Genomic DNA, 15529 nt, shown 5'->3' with positions numbered 1-15529 from the left:
GCCTAGTGGTTCCTGCCCAGTCCGGTGACTGGGGCGGCCGCGCTTCTGCCGGCTCCACTCCGGCCGACACCGGCACCTTCGGCAGCGATGGGAAGCCGGGACAGGATGCCCATGAGGACGCTGTGCGGGGTCTCCCCGGTGCTGGCAGCCTTCCGGTCCAGGATGATGCGGTGTGCCAGCACCGCTTCAGCTACAAGGACCACATCGTCGGGCAGGACGAAGTCGCGCCCGTCGAGGGCAGCGGAAGCCTTTGCTGCCCGCAGCAGCTGCAGCATGGAACGGGGGCTGGCGCCCAGCCGAAGCAGGGGGCTTTCCCTGGTGGCCCTTCCCACCGATACCGTGTACTCCTTGACTGCCTGGGACACGTAGACCTGCTGGACCGTGGTGATCATCGCCGCAACATCGGCGGAAGTGACGACGGCGGAGACCTTGGCCAGCGGCGACGCCGCCTGATGTGTTTCAAGCATTTCGATCTCGGCAGCCATGTCCGGGTATCCCATGGAGATTCTCGCCATGAACCGGTCCCGCTGCGCCTCGGGCAACGGGTAAGTCCCTTCCATCTCGATGGGATTCTGCGTGGCCACCACCATGAACGGTTCGTCCAGCCGGTAGGAAGTGCCGTCCACCGTCACCTGGTGCTCCTCCATGCATTCCAGCAGGGCTGACTGGGTCTTTGCGGAGGCCCGGTTGATTTCATCGCCGATGACGATGTTGGCGAAGACCGCACCGGGGCGGAACTCGAACAGCCGCGAGGACTGGTTGTAGACGGATACTCCCGTCACGTCCGAGGGCAGCAGGTCGGGAGTGAACTGGATCCGGTTGACACTGCAGTCGATCGTCCGCGCCAGGGTCTTGGCGAGGAGGGTTTTGCCCACCCCCGGTACGTCTTCGAGCAGCAGGTGTCCCTGGGCCAGCAGGACGGTCAGCGCAAGCTTGGCGGCGTCGGATTTCCCATCGATGACAGTGTTGACAGAGGTGAGGATTCGCTGGCTGGCGGCATGGAACGAAGCAGCGTCCATTGCGGCCGGGCGGTGCCCGTTCAGCGGGACGGGGTCGGTAACCCCCGATAGTGCACGGTTCGCAGCGCTCACATCGTTGGCAGTACGTCGCTGGGATTCCATCGGCAACCTTTCAGCCCGGGGTTCACCTGGACGGGACAGCAAGCCTGCCTTCGCCCGTCGGTGGGCGTTGCATGTGTTCGTACCAGACTACTAACACAACTGCCGCTGCTGACAGAGAGTTCCGACAAATGTGGGGGCACCATCCACGGCTAGGCTGGACGGATGTGCACTTCGCTTCCCCCAGCCGCCTACCGGGGTCCTTCAACGGTTGACGCTAAAGAGCCTTCCGGCTCCCGGCAAAAGGCGTTTCCCCCGGCTCCGGAGCCCCTGCCGATGCCCGTCATGGACAACCACACCCACCTGGATTTCCCGGATGGCCAAGAACCTGTTGGCGTGAAAGCGGCCTTGGACGCGGCCGCGGCGGTGGGGGTGCAGGGTGCTGTCCAGGTGGGCTGCGACCTTGAATCATCCCGGTTCACGGTGCAGGCCGTGGATCTGGATGAGCGACTGCTGGGAGCCGTCGCCCTCCACCCCAACGACGCTCCCCGCTACGCTGCCCGCGGAGAGCTGGAGGAGGCACTGGCGGAGATCGAACGGCTGGCCTCCCATCCCCGGATCAGGGCCATTGGGGAGACGGGGCTCGATTTCTTCCGCACGGAAGGGGAAGGCCTGGCGCACCAGCGTTACTCCTTCCGGCGCCACATCGACATCGCCAAGCGCCTGGACCTGACGCTCCAGATCCATGACCGGGACGCCCATGACGACGTCGTGCAGGTGCTGCGGGAGGAAGGTGCGCCGGAGCGGGTGGTATTCCACTGTTTTTCCGGGGACGAGGAGCTGGCGAGGACCTGCAACGAGGAGGGCTGGTGGATGTCGTTCGCAGGCACACTCACCTTCCGCAACGCCGCAAATCTGCGCTCCGCACTCGCAATCGCGGACCCGGCCTTGATTCTGGTGGAAACGGATGCGCCGTTCCTTACCCCGCATCCGCACCGGGGCCGGCCGAACGCGAGTTACATGGTCCCCTATACCGTACGGGCGATGGCGGAATTCACGGGAACTGACTTGGCCGCGCTGTGCTCGGGAATCAGCGAAAACACTGTCCAGGCGTACGGCACCTGGAACTAGACAGCGTTTTCGCAGCGTTATTGAATCAATACCTGGTATGCAATTTTCTTGGCGACTTTATAACGCTACGGTTACAGTGAACAACTATTAGCCGGGGTCGGGGAAGGCCATCGGGTAATCTCACTTCTTTCTGCAACAGGACTGCCGCGCCTTGCCCGGCAGCCCTGTTGCGTGGAGTGTGGCGGCGCAACGGTGCCCGGACTGCCCCCATAGGCGGTGCCGGGCATTTCATTGCGCGATTCCCCGTGCCCGGACAGACCTAGAGTTACGGGCAATCGTGATCAAGTTCTTCACCTCGGACGGCAAGTTCAGCTTTCTCAAAGTTGGGGCTCAGCTGCTGGTGCTGTGCGCACTCGTCGTAGGCCTCGTAGGCTTTGTCGGCAATAACAAAACCGTCACACTCAATGTTGACGGAAAGGTTTCGTCTGTGCAGACCTTCGGCGGAACCGTGGAGCAGGTGATCAGGAGCTCCAACCTGGAGCTGGATCCCGCTGACCGTGTGTCCCCGGCAGTCGGTGAGTCCGTCCAGGACGGCACTGTCATCAACGTGAACAAGGCCAAAGAGGTCAAGGTCAGCCTTGACGGCTCCGAAAAAACGGTGAACACCACCGCCCAGGACGTCGCAGGCCTGGTGACAGAACTTGGCGTCGCGAGTGCATCGTCCGTCTCCGTCCCCAAGGACGCCCAGCTATCCATCGCCGGTTCCTACGTCTCCATCTCCACCCCCAAGACCGTCAGCATTGTTGCCGACGGCAAGGTGGACACCGCCACCACCACGGCGGCCACGGTGGGCAAGGTTCTTGAAGATGCCGGCCTGGCGCTGGGGGCAAACGACCGCACTTCGCAGCCCGCCAACGCCCACGTGGTCAACAACATGGTCATCAAGGTGTCCCGTGTGGACAACAGCCAGACCGCTGTCACCACCGAGGAGATCCCCTTCGAGACGGAGACCAGCGAGAGTGCGGAACTGCTGAAGGGCGAAAAGGAAATCACCCGGGCGGGCGCCGCAGGCAAGCTGGAGAAGACCTTCAAACTCGTACTGGTGGATGGCCGCGAAGCCTCGCGGACCCTGGTGTCGGAGGCGATTTCGGTCCAGCCCGTCACGGAGAAGGTCACGGTAGGTACGAAGCCGAAGCCGAAGCCCGTGCCCCAGGCTGCTGCTCCGGCAGCCAGCGCAGGTGCCAACACCGGTGCCGCCGCTCCGGCCATGATGAACGAAGCCATGTGGGACGCCATTGCCAAGTGTGAGTCCGGAGGAAACTGGAGCATCAATACCGGCAACGGCTATTACGGCGGCCTCCAGTTCGATATCCAAACCTGGATCGGCGCCGGCGGCGGAGCCTACGCCCCCAACGCCAGCCTTGCCACCAAGGCCCAGCAGATCGACATTGCCAACCGCGTTTACGCGCAGCGCGGCCTGCAGCCGTGGGGCTGCGGGTGGGCTGCCGGCGGCTGACCCTGGCGCTTACCACCCTGCGGAACACAGCGGCCGGGCCCCGAACCTTCGGGCCCGGCCGCTGCCGTTTAACCGGGCCTGCTGCCTCCGCACGCTTCCGCTTCAACCCTTCCCGGGCGCAACCGCTTAAGCCGTCCGGGGGTGCCGCTGGGGATAGGATACCTAGGTGACTGAACCCATCCCCGCCGCGCCCGCACCGCTGTTAGGAGCTTCCGACATTCGCAGGCTGGCGGAGGAGATCGGCATCAGGCCCACCAAGACCCTGGGCCAAAACTTCGTGATCGACGGCAACACCATCCGCAGGATCGTGGCGGCCGCCGGCATCGGTCCAGAGGAGACGGTGCTCGAGGTCGGTCCCGGACTCGGCTCGCTGACGCTCGGACTCCTCGACGCCGCAGCGGCCGTCGTCGCCGTCGAAATAGACCCTGTCCTGGCCGCCAAGCTGCCAGAAACAGTCAGGGAATGGCGCCCTTCCGCCGAGGGGGCATTCCACCTGGTACAGGGCGACGCCATGAAGGTCACGGAGCTGCCGGTGCAGCCCACGGCGCTGGTGGCCAACCTGCCGTACAACGTCGCCGTGCCCGTCGTGCTGCACCTCCTGGAATATCTCCCCTCCCTGCAGCACGGGCTGGTCATGGTCCAGGATGAAGTGGCGGACCGGCTGGCTGCAGGTCCCGGATCGAAAACGTACGGGGTTCCGTCGGTCAAAGCCGCCTGGTACAGCCAAATGCGCAAGGCCGGCGTCATTGGCATGAACGTCTTCTGGCCGGCACCGAAAATCCATTCCGGACTGGTGGCCTTTACGCGCCGCGAGCCTCCGGCCACGTCCGCCACCAGGGAGCAGGTGTTTGCCGTGGTGGACGCCGCCTTCGCCCAGCGGCGGAAGACCCTGCGCGCGGCCCTGGCCGGCTGGGCCGGAGGAGGGCCCCAGGCGGAACGGTTCCTGGTGGCCGCCGGGGTCGACCCCACAGCCAGGGGTGAAGTCATCGACATTGCGGCTTTTGCCAGGATTGCAGAAGCCAAAGAGGTCACCCAGTGAGTTCAGCCGCGGGCCGCTTTGCTGCCAGGACCGTCCGGGTCAAAGCGCCGGGCAAGGTGAATGTCTCGCTGGACGTGGGTCCCTTGCGTGCGGACGGCTACCATTCCGTAGCAAGCGTCTATCTTGCGGTATCCCTCTACGAGGAAGTGGCCGCCACCAGCACCGACACCCCGGGGATTACGGTCAGCCTCAGCCCCGACAGCACCCTGGACTTGGACGCTGCGAACATCCCGCTGGATGCCAGCAACCTCGCCTGCAAGGCGGCCGCGATCATGGCGGACGTCTCGGAACGCCCTACCGGGGTTCATTTGGAGATCACCAAGCGCGTACCGGTGGCGGGCGGGATGGGCGGCGGGTCCGCAGATGCCGCGGCCACGCTGGTGGCATGTGATGCGCTGTGGAACAGCGGCCTGTCCCGCGAAGAGCTTGCGCACCTGGCAGCCGAGCTGGGTGCCGACGTCCCGTTTTCCCTCCTTGGCGGTACGGCGGTGGGGCTGGGGCTGGGCGACGAGCTCTCTCCGGCACTGGCCAAGTCGCAGACCCACTGGGTTCTGGTGACTGCCGATTACGGGCTTCCCACTCCCGAGGTTTACCGGACACTGGACCGGATGCGCGAGGCTGAAGGCGTCAGGGCGGAGGAACCCACGGGAGTGGACCCCCACATCCTTGCTGCCCTGCGCGCCGGAGACGCCGAGGCGCTGAGCCGAGTCCTGGTCAACGACCTCCAGCGGGCGTCCATCGAACTGGCACCGGCCCTGCGGGATACGCTGGGTATGGGAGAGTCGATGGGAGCCCTTGCGGGAATCGTCTCCGGATCGGGACCGACCGTGGCCCTGCTGAGTGATGATTCAGTGGCTGCAGAGGCCCTGGCCGCGGATTTACGGCATCACGGTCTGTCAGCGATGGCTGTCCACGGCCCGGTTCCCGGCGCACGCATTATTTCCGACACGGTCCTGTAAAACATCCAGTCCTTACCCTAATCAGAAAGCAGTTCCTTTGGCACACCTTCTTGGCGGCGAAAACCTGACGGTTTCCTACGCGACCCGCACCGTCCTGGACGGCCTCACACTGGGACTCGAAGAGGGTGACAGGATCGGCATGGTGGGCCGCAACGGTGACGGCAAGTCAACCCTGATGCGGCTGCTGGCCTTGCGGTCCACACCTGACTCCGGCCGTGTCACCAAGCGGGGTGACGTCAACATTGGTTACCTGGACCAAAGCGACGTGCTCGACGGCGACCTCACCGTGGGTGCGGCGATCGTGGGGGACCAGGCGGACTACGAGTGGGCGAGGAACCCGCAGATCCGGGAGATCATGGGCGGGCTGGTGTCCGACGTCGACTGGCACGCCAACGTGCACGCCCTGTCCGGCGGCCAGAAGCGCCGGGTGGCGCTGGCGAAACTGCTGATTGAGGACCATGACGTCATCATGCTGGACGAGCCCACCAACCACCTCGATGTTGAGGGGGTTGCCTGGCTTGCCCGGCACCTGAAGTCGCGGTGGCGGGCCAACCAGGGTGCCTTCCTGGTGGTGACCCACGACCGCTGGTTCCTCGACGAAGTCTGCACCAAGACCTGGGAAGTGCACGACGGCATTGTTGACCCCTTTGATGGAGGTTATGCCGCGTACGTGCTGGCCCGCGCCGAACGCGACCGAATGGCATCCGTAGTGGAAGGCAAACGCCAGCAGCTGGTTAAGAAGGAGTTGGCGTGGCTGCGCCGCGGTGCACCGGCCCGCACCTCCAAGCCGAAGTTCCGGATCGAGGCCGCCAACGCCCTCATCGAGGACGTCCCGGCTCCCCGCGATTCCATGGCGCTGAGCAAGATGGCTACAGCCCGCCTGGGCAAGGACGTGCTGGACCTGGAGAACGTCTCCCTGAACTTCCAGGGCGGCGACGACGGCCGGAAGCTTTTCGACAACATCACCCTGCGCCTTGCCCCCGGCGAACGCCTTGGCCTCGTGGGCGTCAACGGCGCCGGCAAGACGACGCTGCTGAAACTGCTCAACGGGGAGATCACGCCGGACGCCGGGAAGCTCAAGCGGGGCAAGACAGTGGTCACCGCCGTGCTCACGCAGGAGGTCAAGGAGCTCGACGACGTCGCGGACCTGCGTGTCATCGAGGTGATCGAGCGGGAAAAGCGCTCCTTCAACGTGGGCGGCAAGGAGTTCACGGCCGGCCAGCTGGTGGAGCAGCTTGGGTTCACCAACCAGAAGCAGTGGACGCCGGTCAGGGACCTCTCCGGCGGCGAGCGGCGCCGCCTGCAGCTTCTGCGGCTGCTCGTAGGGGAGCCCAACGTGCTGATGCTGGACGAGCCCACCAACGACCTGGACACTGACACCCTCGCCGCCGTTGAGGACGTGCTCGACGGCTGGCCCGGCACCCTGGTGGTTGTCAGCCACGACCGGTACCTGCTGGAACGCGTCACCGACCACCAGATGGCTCTGCTCGGCGACGGCAAGCTCCGCGGGCTGCCGGGCGGAGTGGACCAGTACCTCGAACTCCGGGAAGCGGCACTGGCTGGTTCGACCGTCACCGGCGGCGGAAACCCGGCCGCCAGCGGAGGGGGAGCGCCCGCCACCACCGGGACCGGACCCTCCGAGTCCGAAAAACGGGAAGCCCGCAAAGCCCTCAACAGGATCGAACGCCAGCTCAAGAAGCTGGACCAGCAGGAGAAGAAACTCCACGACGACATGGTCAAGAGCACCGAGAAGTCCGACTTCGACGCCCTCGCCGAACTGAACAAACAGCTTAAGGACCTGGCCGACGAAAAGGACGCCCTGGAACTCGAATGGCTGGAGTCCTCAGAGCTCCTCGGGGACTGACGAAGGGGATGCCTGCTCCGCGGACGGAACCAAGGTGGTCAGTCGGCGACGCGCAGCTCAGGATCCTTTTTGAGGCCGGTCAGGCCGTTCCAGGCGAGGTTGACCAGGTGCGCGGCGACGGTGTGCTTGTCGGGCTGGCGGCTGTCCTGCCACCATTGGCCGGTCATTGCCACCATGCCCACGAGCATCTGGGCGTACATGGCGCCGTCCTCGCCGCTCAGCCCCCGGCGGGAGAATTCGTCGGAGAGGATGTGTTCAACGCGTGCTGTGACGTGGGAAAGCAGGGTGGAGAAGGCGCCTTCGGGTTGTGACGGCGGTGCGTCCCGCATCAGGATGCGGAAGCCGTCGTTGCGCTCCTCGATGTAGGTCAGCAGGGCGAGGGCGGCACGCTCCACCAGGACGCGCGGCTTCGCCTCCTCCGTAAGGGCGGCATTGATTGAGTCCAAGAGCGTCCTGAACTCGTAGTCCACCACCTGGCTGTACAGTCCCTCTTTCGAGCCGAAGTGTTCGTAGATGACCGGCTTGGACACTCCTGCGCACGCCGCGATTTCTTCTATGGTGGTGCCGTCAAGTCCTCGGACGGCGAAGAGGCCGCGCCCGACGTCGATCAGTTGCTTCCGCCGCTGCAGGCCTGTCATCCGGGTCCGCGGAGGGTTGTTGCTCACATTTCCATCATGCCCTACCGGTACTCGCCCGCATTCCGGGGTGACCGGCCCCGGCGCGCGGGGCGCGTGTCGCGCGCCGCCCCAAACCCGTGGCAAAATAAGGACTTGTGCCCAGGGCCTCGCGCCTCCGGCATGGTCCGCTCTGGTGTAACGGCAGCACCCCGGCCTTTGGAGCCGTGGAGTATAGGTTCGAATCCTATGGGCGGAACTGCTGTGCGTGGAGCGTTCAGTAGGATGACATCCGGTGCCGCCCGCAACAGGGCCGGGCACCTCCAGCGCCAGCGCAACCAAGCAAGGAGCCCGTACGTGATCCCCGAGAATGCCGGCCCGGCCGCAGTGATTGTCCTGGCGGCAGGCGCCGGTACCCGGATGAAGTCGCGTACTCCCAAGATCCTCCATGAGATCGGCGGCAGGTCGATGGTGGGCCACGCCCTCCTGGCAGCCCGCAGCATCAACCCCCGCCAGCTGGCCATTGTGGTCCGCCACGAACGCGACCTCGTGGCAGGGCACGTATCGGAGCTGGACCCTGCTGCCGTGATCGTGGACCAGGACGATGTTCCCGGTACCGGCCGTGCCGTGGAGGTCGCCCTGCAGGCGCTTGATGCTGAGCAGGAGCTCACCGGCACCGTTGTGGTGACCTACGGGGACGTGCCGTTGCTGTCCGGGCAGCTGCTCGCTGAACTCGTGGCCACCCATGAGCGCGAAGCGAACGCAGTGACGGTCCTGACCGCAGTCCTTGACGACGCCACAGGGTATGGCCGGATCCTGCGCGGGGATGACGGAACCGTCACCGGCATCCGGGAGCACAAGGATTCATCCGAGGCCGAACGGCTCATCCGGGAAGTTAACTCAGGCATTTACGCCTTTGACGCCGCTGTCCTCCGCGATGCGCTCGGCCACGTCACCACGGACAACTCGCAGGGCGAGAAGTACCTGACCGATGTGGTGGGACTGGCCCGCCGGGCGGGCGGCCGCGTGGCCGCCGTCGTCACCGCGGACCGATGGCAGGTCGAAGGCGCCAATGACCGCGTCCAGCTCGCCGCCCTTGGTGCTGAACTGAACCGCCGCACCGTGGAGGCGTGGATGCGCGCCGGTGTCACCGTGGTGGACCCCGCGACCACCTGGATCGACTCATCAGTCATCCTTGACGAGGATGTCCGCCTTCTTCCCAACACGCAGCTGCACGGCGCCACTACCGTGGCGAGGGACGCCGTCGTCGGCCCTGACACCACCCTGACGGACGTCACCATCGGCGAGGGTGCAAAGGTTACCCGCACGCATGGTTCGAATGCCGCGATTGGCGCCGGCGCCGCCGTGGGTCCCTTTACCTACCTGCGTCCGGGCACCGTGCTGGGCGCAGCAGGCAAGATCGGCGCCTTCTACGAAACCAAGAACGTGACCATCGGACGCGGCTCCAAGCTGTCCCACCTCGGCTACGCCGGCGACGCCGAAATCGGCGAGGACACCAACATCGGCTGCGGAAATATCACGGCAAACTACGACGGCGAGAAGAAGCACCGCACGGTCATCGGCTCGGGCGTCCGCACAGGTTCCAACACGGTCTTTGTTGCCCCGGTCACCGTGGGGGACGGTGCCTACACCGGCGCCGGCGCGGTGGTCCGCAAGGACGTGCCCGCGGGCGCCCTTGCACTGACCGTTGCCGCCCAGCGCAACACCGAAGGCTGGGTCGCCGCCAACCGTCCGGGCACCCGGTCGGCCGAACTGGCAAAAGCGGCCTCCACAGACTCCTCAAGTACCCCGGCATCTACAGAAGAGGGCAAGTAACCATGAGCGAAATTACGGCGCGCGGCGAGAAGAAGCTGGTGCTCGCCAGCGGGCGGGCACACCCGGAGCTGGCCCGGGAAATCGCCAAGGAACTTGGCACGGACCTGCTGCCGGTCGATGCCTACGACTTCGCCAACGGTGAGATCTACGTCCGTGCCGGCGAAAGCGTCCGCGGCACCGATGCCTTCGTCATCCAGGCGCATCCCGCGCCGCTGAACAACTGGCTGATGGAACAGCTAATCATGATCGACTCGCTGAAGCGTGCTTCCGCCAAGCGCATCACCGTTGTCTCGCCGTTCTATCCGTACGCGCGCCAGGACAAGAAGGGCCGCGGCCGTGAGCCCATTTCCGCGCGGCTGGTGGCGGACCTCTACCGGACCGCGGGTGCTGACCGGATCATGAGCGTTGACCTGCACACCTCGCAGATCCAGGGCTTTTTCGACGGCCCGGTTGACCACCTCATGGCCATCCCGCTGCTCGCCGACTACATCCGCACGCGCGTGGACATCGAAAACGTCACGGTCGTCTCGCCGGACACCGGGCGTGTGCGTGTTGCTGAACAGTGGGCCGAGCGCCTGGGCGGCGCGCCGCTCGCGTTCGTGCACAAGATGCGCGACCTCACCGTGCCTAACCAGGCCGTTTCCAAGACAGTGGTTGGCCAGATCGAGGGCCGTACCTGCCTCCTGATCGACGACATGATCGACACCGGCGGAACCATTTCCGGTGCCGTCCAGGTGCTGAAGAACGCCGGTGCCAAGGATGTCATCATCGCCGCCACCCATGCCGTTTTCTCCGATCCGGCTGCCAGGCGGCTCTCGGAATCCGGGGCCCGTGAAGTAGTGGTCACCAACACCCTTCCGCTCACCGCTGCACAGCGGTTCCCGCAGCTGACAGTCCTTTCCATCGCACCGCTGATCGCGCGCGCTGTCCGTGAGGTGTTCGACGACGGTTCGGTCACCAGCCTGTTCGACGGCAACGCCTGAGGCCCGAGCCGGCGACTGCCTGCCGCCAGGGCCGACGCCGGCAGGGTTCCCTGGGCGTGGATCCGTCGCGGCGAGGGCCCCAGCCCGAGCTTGCGAGGGCAGGGAGCCGAGGTGGCCTTGCGAGCTCAGGGAGCCGGTGGGGACCGTTTTCAGTAAACGGGTGCGGCGCTGGTAAACTGTTCAGCGATACCTTGGCGAGGGAGAGCAACCGGGAAGCCGGTGCGCAGGTCTCCGTTATCGACTGGGTCTGATCTGCCCTTCCCCTGAAGGGCTGCCTTCTTGAAGGGCCGCCTCGAGCGGCCCGGCGTTGAAGGTCGCAACAGACCTCCGCCCTTGCTGAACACCGTTTAGTCTTCAAGGAGATTTCCATGTCTGAGCAGAAGCTCGCAGCAGAAGTACGCACCGAATTCGGCAAGGGCTACGCCCGCCGCGCCCGGATGGCCAACCTCATCCCGGCCGTGATCTACGGCCACGGTGCGGACCCCATCCACGTCACCCTGCCCGCCAAGGCCACCACCCTGGCCGTCCGTACCCCCAACGCCCTGCTGTCCCTGGACATCAACGGCGAAGGCCACCTGGCCTTGGTGAAGGATGTCCAGCGTGACCCGATCAAGCAGATCATTGAGCACATCGACCTCCTGACTGTCCGCCAGGGCGAAAAGGTCACGGTTGACGTCCCGGTCCACGTTGAAGGCGAAACCGCCCCCGGCACCGTGCACAACCTCGAACTGACCACGGTTTCCGTTGAGGCTGAGGCTACCCACCTGCCCGAGACCCTTGCCGTCAGCATCGAAGGCCGCGCCGCCGGTGAGCACATCCACGCTTCCGACCTGGCTCTGCCCAAGGGTTCCGTCCTGCTGACCGACGCCGAGGCTCTCGTGGTGAACATCTCCGACGCCACCGTGGCCGAGGAAGGGACTGAAGCAGGCGAGGGCGCAGAAGCCGCTGCCGGGGAAGCTTCCGAAGAAGCCGCAGCCGAGTAAGCAGCCGCACCTTCTGTCAGTGGCCGGACTCCGACGGGGTCCGGCCACTGGCATGTCCACCGCCCGTTGCCGGTGCAGGCCGGACCGGCGCCCCACCCTAGGATTGACTTATGACTGATACCTGGCTCATCGCTGGCCTCGGAAACCCCGGAGCACAGTACCAAGGCAACAGGCACAACATCGGCCAGATGGTGCTCGACGAACTTGCAGGCCGAATGGGAGCCGGGTTCAAAAGCCACAAGGCCCGGGCCCAGGTTCTCGAAGGACGCCTTAGCCTCGGCGGACCGCGGGTGGTGCTGGCAAAACCGATGAGCTACATGAACGTCTCCGGCGGGCCGGTGGCGGCCCTGGCGAACTTCTACGGCATCGCGCCGGACCATGTTGTGGCGGTGCACGATGAGATCGATATCCCCTTTAATACAGTAAAACTCAAGATCGGCGGGGGAGAAGGCGGCCACAACGGACTGCGGGACATCTCGAAGGCACTGGGCACCAAGGATTACCTGCGGGTCAGGGTGGGGGTGGGGCGGCCACCCGGACGTATGGACACTGCCGATTACGTCCTGCGCGACTTTGGGAGTGCGGAGCTCAAGGAACTGCCATTCCTGCTGGATGAAGCGGCAGACGCGGTCGAAGCCCTGCTGCGTGATGGCCTGACCGCAGCACAGCAGAAATTCCATCCCGCGAAGTCCCAGGGCTAGCGCAATCTGAACTTAAAGGCCTTTAGCCCTGTTTCCTTGTCTCTGCCAGGGGGTACGCTACTTCCTATGCGGGGGAGCAATGGGGCTACATCCCGCTATCGCGGGATGTAGGGGATAAGTTCATGTCAATCGAGCCACTCAGCTGGGGACGTGGGTCAACACTTCACGACGCTGGGCTGAACACAGACACCTCCGGAAGGCGGGAGGGGCAACTGTGGTCTGCCCCTGCCCGCGGCGCAAACCTCGAATCCGTTCGGACAGCACTCACCACCGAAGGCTCCCTTGGAGTGGTGATCACCGGCGGGCGCGGCGTGGGAAAGTCCTCCCTTGCCCGTGCCGCGGTGATGGATTTGGGACCGGACGTCTGGTCATTGCAGCTCCGAAGCGGGCCGGGAGGTTCCGCCACGCCCTACGGTTGCCTTTCCTTCCTCCTGGCCAGGCTTCCGCAGGCGTACATGGGTTCCCCCACGGCCATCCTGCGGGGCATTACCTCGCTCATTCGAAGCGACGCAGGGGGCAGGCCCTGCGTTATCACCCTGGACACCTCGGGCAGCATTGACGACATGAGTGCCGGAGTGTTGCTGAACGTACTCCTGACCGGCACGGCAAAAATCGTCGCTGTGGCACCCAAAATCAGTGATCTGCCCCCGGACTTCCACTGGCTTTTGACGGACCGGCGGTTGACCGAGGTCCGGCTCAGCAACCTCAACGAGCTGCAGACCCGCCAGGTTCTGTTGTCCCTGCTGGGCCACCGGGTCTCGGCGTCCCTGGTCAGTACCTACCACCACATGGTGGGCGGCAACCCGTTACTACTCAGGGCGCTTGTCACCGAACAGCAGTTGTCCGGGAACCTGGTGTTGTCCGACTCAGTCTGGACCCTGCGGGACAAGGTGGTCCTCGACGGTGCCGCCAGCCTTGACGACATCGTCCGGTCCCGCTGGTCAAGGGAAACCCCGGAAGCGCGGGAAGTCATCGAAATGCTTTCCTGCGCCCGCCGTGTGGAACTGTCCAGGCTCACTGCCATTTACAGCGCCGAAGTCGTGGCCGACATGGAGGACGGCGGCCTGCTGGAGATCGACCAGTCCGACCATCGCTGGGTGTCTCTGCGCGAGAAATACATCGGCGACGTGGTACGTACCTGGCTCAGCATCGCGCGGCGCCGTGAGCTGCGCGCCCTGCTCCTGGACGGCTCCGAACCGGACCCGGCAGGGATGACCGTGGAAGAGCTGATGGCCTTCGCCGCCTGGACCCGCGAATGCGAGGCGGACCTCAGCCCTGCCCTGGCCCTCGCGGCAGCAGAAGCCGCAGTCCAGCTGTTCGATCCCCGGTTTGCGCTGACGTACGCTGAAATGCTCCAGCGGACGGACCGGCAGTGGGTGGCCGGTCAGCGCCAGAAAGCGGCCGCGTATCTGCAGCTGGATATGCCGGTCCAAGCCATGGCGGCGCTGGAGGACATTTCGCAGCCTGAGCTGGAGGGCCTGGACGTCGGGGAATATGCTCAGGTCATAGCCGCCAAGTCGCAGGTGATGCTGTCGCTGCCCGAGGAGGCAGGCCGGGTGCCGGACCTGCTGCAGGAGGCCCGGAGCCGGCTGGAGGAGGCCGCGAACAACAAGGCCTGGCCGGAACCGGTCGCTACCGCAGCAAACCGGGTGGCGCTGAGCGAGTTCGAATACCGGGTTTTCGCGGGCGAGTACGCCGCCATCATTCCCGCCCTTGAGGCAGCGGCCGATCCGGCGATGAATCCGGACACCCATTACCGTATGCATTCAGCCATCCTGCTCATGAAAGCCCTGGTCATGACGGGCCGGGAGATGGATGCGCTGAGCATCCTGCGCCAGTTGGGAGGCCAAATCAGCGATGCGTCCCACGTCGTGGGATTGCGGGAACGCTACACCAGGGAGGCCTACCTGGTCCTGTTGATGGCGGGACAGTGGCGGCGGTGCATCGACCTCCTGGGTCCGCAGGCAGCGGAGGAACCGTACGGGCTCCCGGTCCGAAGCGCAGCAACTGAACTCGGGGCAGGCCTGGCCTATGTCTACTCCGGCCGGGGTGCCGCCGCCCTTGACCCGCTCATCTCCGCGGCGGCGCAACTGGAGCTTCAACCCGTGCAGGCTGCCCTCCGCTGCGCTTATGCAGCGATTGCCCTGGCACACGCCCAGACGGGCAACACGGCGCAGGCGCGTAAGTACCTCGCCAAACTGCAACGGGTGCCGGGAAAGTCCAGCTTCATCACCGAAAGCATCATCGAATTCTGCTCTCTCGTGGCGGGGCGCTGGCTTGGCGATCCTGACGCCGTTGCCGGCCTTAAGCAGGCCGCGCGGCACAACATGGAGGCGGGGCGCTTCACCCTGGCTGGAGTCAACCTGCTCGCCGCCACCATGAACGGGAGCGACGCTGACTTCCGTCTGCTGGAGGATATCGCCGGCCACCGCCAGGGTCCCCTGGCTGAGGTTTCCCGGCTGATCGCGGTGGGCAGCCGGACCAAGGACGCCAAGATCCTCCTGGCCGGCGGCGAACTGGCGGCCACCCTGGAGCTGGATGCGGTGGAGGCGCGGTGCATGGCCCTCGCCGTGGACTTTGCGCGCCAGAACAGCGACTCCCTCACCGCCCGGACAGCGCAGGCACGGTTGGACATCCTGGCCGCCACCGTGGCAAATCTTCCCATTGTGCCCAGCAGCGGAAGCCCGCTGCTCACCAGCAGGGAGCGCCAGATCGCCCGGCTGGCGGGCAGGGGTGCTTCCAACCGGGACATCGCACTGGAAATGGGCGTGTCAGTGCGCACCGTGGAGGGCCACCTGTACCAGGTCTTTACCAAGCTCGGCGTAACTTCCAGGGGTGATCTGACTGGACTCGTCTAACGGCCACAAGCCCACCACAGCACACCGGTTTCTCTCGGGAAGGCGGG

At 65.3% G+C, this 15529-nt stretch carries 12 protein-coding genes and 1 tRNA gene; 11 read left to right on the top strand and 2 right to left on the bottom strand.

Features of this window, described 5'->3' with window-relative positions; genetic code table 11:
• Nucleotides 1-2: 2 nt before the first annotated feature.
• Nucleotides 3-1121: a MoxR family ATPase gene (locus FDW81_RS06980; RefSeq protein WP_138133424.1), complete on the bottom strand. Its 1119-nt coding sequence runs from the start codon at nt 1119-1121 to the stop codon at nt 3-5.
• A gap of 162 nt (nt 1122-1283) precedes the next feature.
• On the opposite strand from FDW81_RS06980, the gene FDW81_RS06975 reads away from it, so the two are divergent.
• The 5 genes from FDW81_RS06975 (at nt 1284) to FDW81_RS06955 (ending at nt 7507) form a co-directional block, all read left to right on the top strand.
• On the top strand, nt 1284-2189 hold the full coding sequence (locus tag FDW81_RS06975) for a TatD family hydrolase (protein WP_138133422.1): 906 nt from the start codon (nt 1284-1286) through the stop codon (nt 2187-2189).
• 277 nt (nt 2190-2466) lie between these two features.
• Complete coding sequence (locus FDW81_RS06970; RefSeq protein ID WP_138133420.1) at nt 2467-3645, top strand: resuscitation-promoting factor; 1179 nt, start codon at nt 2467-2469, stop codon at nt 3643-3645.
• A 166-nt stretch (nt 3646-3811) separates the two neighbouring features.
• Complete coding sequence (gene rsmA / locus FDW81_RS06965; protein WP_138133418.1) at nt 3812-4684, top strand: 16S rRNA (adenine(1518)-N(6)/adenine(1519)-N(6))-dimethyltransferase RsmA; 873 nt, start codon at nt 3812-3814, stop codon at nt 4682-4684.
• Nucleotides 4681-5643: a 4-(cytidine 5'-diphospho)-2-C-methyl-D-erythritol kinase gene (locus FDW81_RS06960; RefSeq protein WP_138133416.1), complete on the top strand. Its 963-nt coding sequence runs from the start codon at nt 4681-4683 to the stop codon at nt 5641-5643. The genes rsmA and FDW81_RS06960 overlap by 4 nt, the downstream gene beginning before the upstream one ends.
• Before the next feature lie 37 nt (nt 5644-5680).
• Nucleotides 5681-7507 (top strand): ABC-F family ATP-binding cassette domain-containing protein, encoded by a 1827-nt coding sequence (locus FDW81_RS06955; RefSeq protein WP_138133414.1) that lies wholly within the window; start codon nt 5681-5683, stop codon nt 7505-7507.
• A 38-nt stretch (nt 7508-7545) separates the two neighbouring features.
• Here the strand turns inward: FDW81_RS06955 and FDW81_RS06950 are convergent, their stop codons facing one another.
• Complete coding sequence (locus tag FDW81_RS06950) at nt 7546-8172, bottom strand: TetR/AcrR family transcriptional regulator (protein ID WP_138133412.1); 627 nt, start codon at nt 8170-8172, stop codon at nt 7546-7548.
• A 136-nt stretch (nt 8173-8308) separates the two neighbouring features.
• Here FDW81_RS06950 and FDW81_RS06945 point away from each other — a divergent pair.
• From FDW81_RS06945 to FDW81_RS06920, 6 genes are all read left to right on the top strand, one after another.
• Nucleotides 8309-8380: transfer RNA gene (locus tag FDW81_RS06945), tRNA-Gln, on the top strand.
• Nucleotides 8381-8478: 98 nt separating this feature from the next.
• Complete coding sequence (glmU, locus tag FDW81_RS06940) at nt 8479-9957, top strand: bifunctional UDP-N-acetylglucosamine diphosphorylase/glucosamine-1-phosphate N-acetyltransferase GlmU (RefSeq protein WP_138133410.1); 1479 nt, start codon at nt 8479-8481, stop codon at nt 9955-9957.
• A 2-nt stretch (nt 9958-9959) separates the two neighbouring features.
• Complete coding sequence (locus FDW81_RS06935; RefSeq protein WP_138133408.1) at nt 9960-10940, top strand: ribose-phosphate diphosphokinase; 981 nt, start codon at nt 9960-9962, stop codon at nt 10938-10940.
• A 368-nt stretch (nt 10941-11308) separates the two neighbouring features.
• Nucleotides 11309-11923: a 50S ribosomal protein L25/general stress protein Ctc gene (locus FDW81_RS06930; protein WP_138133406.1), complete on the top strand. Its 615-nt coding sequence runs from the start codon at nt 11309-11311 to the stop codon at nt 11921-11923.
• Between the two features lie 110 nt (nt 11924-12033).
• A complete protein-coding gene (pth, locus tag FDW81_RS06925) occupies nt 12034-12624 on the top strand; it encodes an aminoacyl-tRNA hydrolase (protein WP_138133404.1) in 591 nt (196 codons plus the stop codon).
• Between the two features lie 122 nt (nt 12625-12746).
• Nucleotides 12747-15482 (top strand): LuxR family transcriptional regulator, encoded by a 2736-nt coding sequence (locus FDW81_RS06920; RefSeq protein ID WP_138133402.1) that lies wholly within the window; start codon nt 12747-12749, stop codon nt 15480-15482.
• Nucleotides 15483-15529 lie beyond the last annotated feature (47 nt).

The sequence above is a fragment of the Pseudarthrobacter sp. NamB4 genome, from assembly GCF_005796185.1.
Lineage (GTDB): Bacteria > Actinomycetota > Actinomycetes > Actinomycetales > Micrococcaceae > Arthrobacter.
Note: the sequence above shows the minus strand (reverse complement) of the source record. Positions and strands in the feature narration are given on the sequence as shown.

Excerpts from the sequence above, each read along its gene's own strand:
- pth (WP_138133404.1), top strand. The coding sequence starts at position 12,034 with ATGACTGATACCTGGCTCATCGCTGGCCTCGGAAACCCCGGAGCACAG.
- FDW81_RS06935 (WP_138133408.1), top strand. The coding sequence starts at position 9,960 with ATGAGCGAAATTACGGCGCGCGGCGAGAAGAAGCTGGTGCTCGCCAGC.
- FDW81_RS06920 (WP_138133402.1), top strand. The coding sequence starts at position 12,747 with ATGTCAATCGAGCCACTCAGCTGGGGACGTGGGTCAACACTTCACGAC.
- FDW81_RS06980 (WP_138133424.1), bottom strand. The coding sequence starts at position 1,121 with ATGGAATCCCAGCGACGTACTGCCAACGATGTGAGCGCTGCGAACCGT.
- FDW81_RS06930 (WP_138133406.1), top strand. The coding sequence starts at position 11,309 with ATGTCTGAGCAGAAGCTCGCAGCAGAAGTACGCACCGAATTCGGCAAG.
- FDW81_RS06975 (WP_138133422.1), top strand. The coding sequence starts at position 1,284 with ATGTGCACTTCGCTTCCCCCAGCCGCCTACCGGGGTCCTTCAACGGTT.